General features: G+C 45.0%; 7 protein-coding genes. 6 read left to right on the plus strand and 1 reads right to left on the minus strand.

Features of this window, described 5'->3' with window-relative positions:
• The first annotated feature begins 207 nt into the window (after positions 1 to 207).
• The 4 genes from H6S82_RS18555 (at position 208) to H6S82_RS18570 (ending at position 3,007) form a co-directional block, all read left to right on the plus strand.
• Positions 208 to 468: a hypothetical protein gene (locus H6S82_RS18555; protein ID WP_190463183.1), complete on the plus strand. Its 261-nt coding sequence runs from the start codon at positions 208 to 210 to the stop codon at positions 466 to 468.
• A gap of 40 nt (positions 469 to 508) precedes the next feature.
• Positions 509 to 1,168, plus strand: a complete 660-nt coding sequence (locus H6S82_RS18560; protein ID WP_190463251.1) for a histidine phosphatase family protein — start codon at positions 509 to 511, stop codon at positions 1,166 to 1,168.
• 130 nt (positions 1,169 to 1,298) lie between these two features.
• On the plus strand, positions 1,299 to 2,339 hold the full coding sequence (locus tag H6S82_RS18565) for a glucokinase (protein ID WP_190463181.1): 1,041 nt from the start codon (positions 1,299 to 1,301) through the stop codon (positions 2,337 to 2,339).
• Between the two features lie 89 nt (positions 2,340 to 2,428).
• On the plus strand, positions 2,429 to 3,007 hold the full coding sequence (locus H6S82_RS18570; protein WP_190463179.1) for a Uma2 family endonuclease: 579 nt from the start codon (positions 2,429 to 2,431) through the stop codon (positions 3,005 to 3,007).
• A 17-nt stretch (positions 3,008 to 3,024) separates the two neighbouring features.
• Here H6S82_RS18570 and H6S82_RS34110 read toward each other — a convergent pair whose 3' ends face one another.
• Entirely contained in the window at positions 3,025 to 3,150 is a 126-nt protein-coding gene (locus H6S82_RS34110; RefSeq protein ID WP_255512186.1) for a hypothetical protein, read from the minus strand.
• Positions 3,151 to 3,211: 61 nt separating this feature from the next.
• Between H6S82_RS34110 and H6S82_RS18575 the strand changes: the two genes are divergently transcribed.
• Entirely contained in the window at positions 3,212 to 3,979 is a 768-nt protein-coding gene (locus tag H6S82_RS18575; protein ID WP_190463177.1) for a YebC/PmpR family DNA-binding transcriptional regulator, read from the plus strand.
• Between the two features lie 188 nt (positions 3,980 to 4,167).
• Positions 4,168 to 4,826: cache domain-containing protein (locus tag H6S82_RS18580; protein WP_191056528.1), on the plus strand; the 659-nt coding region annotated here is incomplete at its 3' end.

Consider the following 4,826-nt stretch of genomic DNA (forward strand, 5'->3'; position numbering starts at 1 on the left):
TGTACAACTTGCTTGTGCAAATCGGTTAAAAATTTCCGCCATTATCACCCGCGATCTTCGAGATTTTGAGGGTGCTACGTTACCGATTTTGTCACCAAGCGAGTTTTTGGAGATGTTGGATGGAAATAGTGAAGATTTGGCCGAGTAAATAAACACCGACCTTATGTTTGGAAGTTAGTATTGAATAATTGGCAAAGAGTCACAACTATGTCTATGTCTTGGCAAGAGATCCACAGAGAAGCTGATAAGTTATCGGTGTTAGAGCGCTTAGAGTTAATAGAAGCGATCGTTCAATCAATAACAGATGAAATCAGAAAAAATCCACCACCGCCAAAACAGCAAACGCCCGAATTACGCGAATTATTGGATAAAAAAGGGATTCTATATCGAGAAGTAAATGAAATAGCAATTTTAACACCGCGTCAGTTATTGGATACGCTAGATGAGGATTGCGAAACTTCTGGTTAGTTACCTCGCCATCCAAAATCCTCTCATCCAAAATCCGATTATGCCTCAAACTGTTTGGATCGCCCGACACGGCAACCGCCTCGACTTTGTAAACCCCGAATGGTTTTTAACCGCAGAACGCCCCTACGATCCGCCGCTATATGATGGCGATGAAGGAGATAATGGCTTTATTCAAGCGATGCAGCTGGGGCAACGCCTGAAGGGAGAAAAGATCGCTCACATTTTCGCCTCACCGTTTCTGCGAACGGTGCAAACAGCTAACCAAGTTGCGGAAGCACTCGATTTGCCGATTAAAGTTGAATCAGGATTGAGTGAATGGTTAAATCCAAGGTGGATGCGATCGCACCCAGAAAAACTCTCCCTGGAAGCATTGCACGCGCTATATCCCCGCATCGACCTCACCTACACCTCTCGCGTCATCGCCGAATATCCGGAAATGGGAGAAACAGCACTGGAACGATCGGGCCAAACTGCCAGAAGCCTTGCAGATGAGTTTCCAGAAGATATCTTGTTAGTGGGACACGGTGCATCGGTTGTGGGTGCAGCAATGGGGTTGCTGGGAGTCACAACCAAACCTGAAATCAATGCCGCCCTGTGCTGTTTGGTCAAAGTTATCCGTTACGAGCAAGAATGGGTGATGGAATTAAATGGCGATACTTCCCATTTGACCCGAACGGAGAAAGTAATTCGGTTCCACTAAAGTTTGAGATTACTTCTGACAGAGGATACCAACAGCAGCAGAACGCTTATACGATCGGTTCAGTAACGAGAGGAGGAAATACCTCCTAATTGAGAGAAACTAAATAAAGTAATGCGGTTTCACGAAAGCTATGACATTGTTATTGGCAGGCGATATCGGCGGCACCAAAACTCTTCTGCGATTGGTGGAGTTGCCAGCAGAGGGATCGATGTACAGCTTGGATGAGGCGACTTACGATAGTCCCCACTATCCAGATTTGGTGCCAATAGTGCAGAAATTTTTGGGCGCAGCAGCAGAACATTTGGGCTATACGCCCTTACCGCAAAAGGCTTGTTTTGCGATCGCAGGCCCAGTTGTCAACAATACAGCAAAACTGACCAATCTGACTTGGGCACTCGACGCCAAACGTCTGGAAAAAGAACTGGGAATTGGATCGATCGTTCTAATTAACGACTTTGCTGCGGTTGGTTATGGCGTTTTGGGACTAACTGAGTCAGATTTGCACACTTTGCAAGATCGTCAACCCCAACCAGACGCCCCTATCGCGGTAATTGGCGCTGGTACCGGCTTGGGACAAGGCTTTTTAGTTCCGCAGGGAAACACCTATGAGGTTTTCGGTTCGGAAGGCGGGCACGCTGACTTTGCGCCCCGCTCGGAGTTAGAATTCGATTTATTAAAATACCTGCGGGATAAACACGATATCGATCGAATTTCTGTAGAAAGGGTGGTTTCGGGCCAAGGAATTGTGGCGATTTACCAATTTTTAAGAGACAGAAACTATTGCCATGAATCACCAGAAATTCAGGAAATTGTGAGGAGTTGGAAACAACAAACCGGACGGATTGAAAAGACGGTCGATCCAGCGGCTGCTATTAGTAAAGCTGCTTTAGCAAAGAGCGATCGCCTCTCCGAACAAACGATGCAAATGTTTGTAGAAGCTTACGGTGCAGAAGCTGGCAATCTCGCTCTCAAACTTCTACCTTATGGCGGTGTTTATATTGCTGGTGGTATCGCTGCCAAAAATTTACCTCTAATGCAAGAAGGTAGTTTTATCCACGCTTTTACTAACAAAGGAAGGATGCGACCTTTACTGGAAAAGATGCCAGTGCATATAGTGCTTAACCAGCAGGTTGGACTCATCGGTGCGGCTATTTGTGCTAGCAGATTGTAGGCTAATCCTAATGATTCTAGATTTTAGAGTTGTGGTAAATCTAGAATCTAACTTTTCTTATTCAAACGAGTGCGATCGCAAAAACCTTTATGACTGCCGTTACTATCAATTTCAACTCCGTCATCAAACTAACCGACGACCAATTTTATCAACTGTGTCGGTCAAACCCCGATGTTAAGTTTGAACGCAATGCCAAAGGAGAATTAGTTGTTATGCCACCTACAGGGGGAGAAACTGGGAAGAGTAATTTTGAAATATCAGTTGATTTCGGAATTTGGAATCGACAAACTAAATTGGGAGTTTGTTTCGATTCTTCAACTTGCTTTAAACTGCCCAAAGGTGCCGATCGCTCTCCGGATGTAGCGTGGATAAGACAAGAAAGATGGGATGCCCTCACACCCGACGAAAAAGAAAAATTTCCTCCCATTGCGCCGGATTTTGTGCTGGAGTTAATGTCACCGACTGACAGTTTAAAAGAAACTCAAGAAAAAATGCAAGAATATATGGATAACGAAGTCAAACTCGGTTGGCTAATTAACCGAAAAACGCGCCGAGTGGAAATATATCGCCAAGGAAAACCAGTAGAAGTGCTGTCATCTCCAACTGAATTATCGGGAGAAGATATATTACCTGGTTTTGTTCTCAATCTGCAAATAGTTTGGGAATAGTATGGGGAATAAAAGCTTTATTGTCCATCTGTAGCATATTTATCTTTACCGCGTCTTTGATATTCAGAACACTTGACAAAAAAGGCAAAATAAGCTAATAGTTCCGAGAGCGACGATCGCACAAAAGCAGCAGTTGAGGCCAAGATCGGCCTATCCTAGAGATTGGATAGATGAAGTTAATTGTATTTGTTTGAAATCGCGTCTATGGCTGGACACAGTAAGTGGGCGAACATCAAGCGGCAAAAAGCGAGAGTGGATGCCGTCAAAGGGAAAATCTTCGCCAAATTATCGCGGCAGATGATCGTGGCTGCACGCACGGGAATACCAGACCCGGAAGGCAATTTTCAACTGCGGACGGCGATCGAAAAAGCAAAAGCAGCTGGCATTCCCAACGAAAATATCGAACGTGCGATCGCCAAAGGTGCTGGCAAACTCGGCGCTGGTGACAGCTGGGAATCTATCCGCTACGAAGGTTACGGCCCCGGAGGCGTGGCCATCATCATAGAAGCGCTGACAGATAATCGCAACCGCACAGCAGCCGACTTGCGAGCTGCCTTGAGCAAATATGGCGGCAATTTGGGCGAAACTGGCTGCGTTAGCTGGATGTTTCAGCAAAAAGGAGTTTGCATTTTACGCGGTGCGGTTGATGAAGATGCTCTGTTGGAGGCATCCTTGGAAGGTGGAGCCGAGTCATACGAACTGACTGAGGATGAGGAGGAAGGCGAAGGTGCGGAAGTTTTTACCGATGTCGCCAACTTGGAAAACCTCAGCAAAACTTTAAAGGAAAAAGGTTTTAACGTCAGCGAGTCAGAAGTGCGTTGGATACCGGGGAATACGCTGGAAGTAACAGACCCGATGCAGGCGCGATCGCTAATGAAGTTAATGGATGCCTTGGAAGATTTGGATGACGTACAAAATGTAACGGCGAATTTTGATATGGCAGATGAGTTGATGTCTGTCAGTATGGCTTAGCGTGTGGCAAGAAAAGCTTTTAAGTGAGGAAATCAAAAGCCGGGTTTCTTTACACGATCCAAGCAAGTACGATCTTTAGAAAAAGAAGTGAGGAAATCAGAAACCGGGTTTCTTTGCACAATCCAAACAAGCACGCTCTTTCAGCAAAAGAAACCCGGTTTTTTAACCCACAGATAACTTGAAAACTTATGCCCACAACTAAAACTCCCATTTTTCAAAAGATCTTCGGTAAAATTTCGCTGCGAACTGTCTTGATTGTTCCCTTTGCGTTACAGATTGTTGGCATTGTGGGAATAGTTGGCTACCTTTCTTATAAAAACGGACAAACTGCGATCGCAAATCTGGCTTCTCAGTTACAGAGTCAAGCTAGTTCGCGGATTTCTCAACACTTGGATACTCTTTTAGTTACTCCCCATCAAATAAACCAAATGAACCTAGCTGCCTATGAGTTAGGAAACTTAAATTTAGAAGACCTGGAACTTTTGGGTCGTTATTTTTACAAGCAAATGCAAATATTTAAAGATGTCGGTTACGTCAACTTTGGCAGCGTCAAAGGTGAATTTATCGGGATCGGTCGAGAAAGTGATGGTAGTTTGTATATGGAATTGATGCGACCTTCTGACAATGGTCGGTATAAACGATATGCGCTGGATAATCAAGGAAAACCGATTCGCGTCATCGGAGCCGAAGACTATGATTTCCGTAATGAAGATTGGTATGACGCGCCGGTGAAAGCTGGTAAACCAGTGTGGAGTGCAATCTACAACTGGGACGATCGACCGGAAATCATGTCAATTTCCTCTAGTTATCCAGTTTACAATCGAACTCGCCAACTGCTAGGCGCGAT

The organism is Planktothrix sp. FACHB-1355 (assembly GCF_014748295.1).
Lineage (GTDB): Bacteria > Cyanobacteriota > Cyanobacteriia > Cyanobacteriales > Aerosakkonemataceae > Aerosakkonema > Aerosakkonema funiforme_A.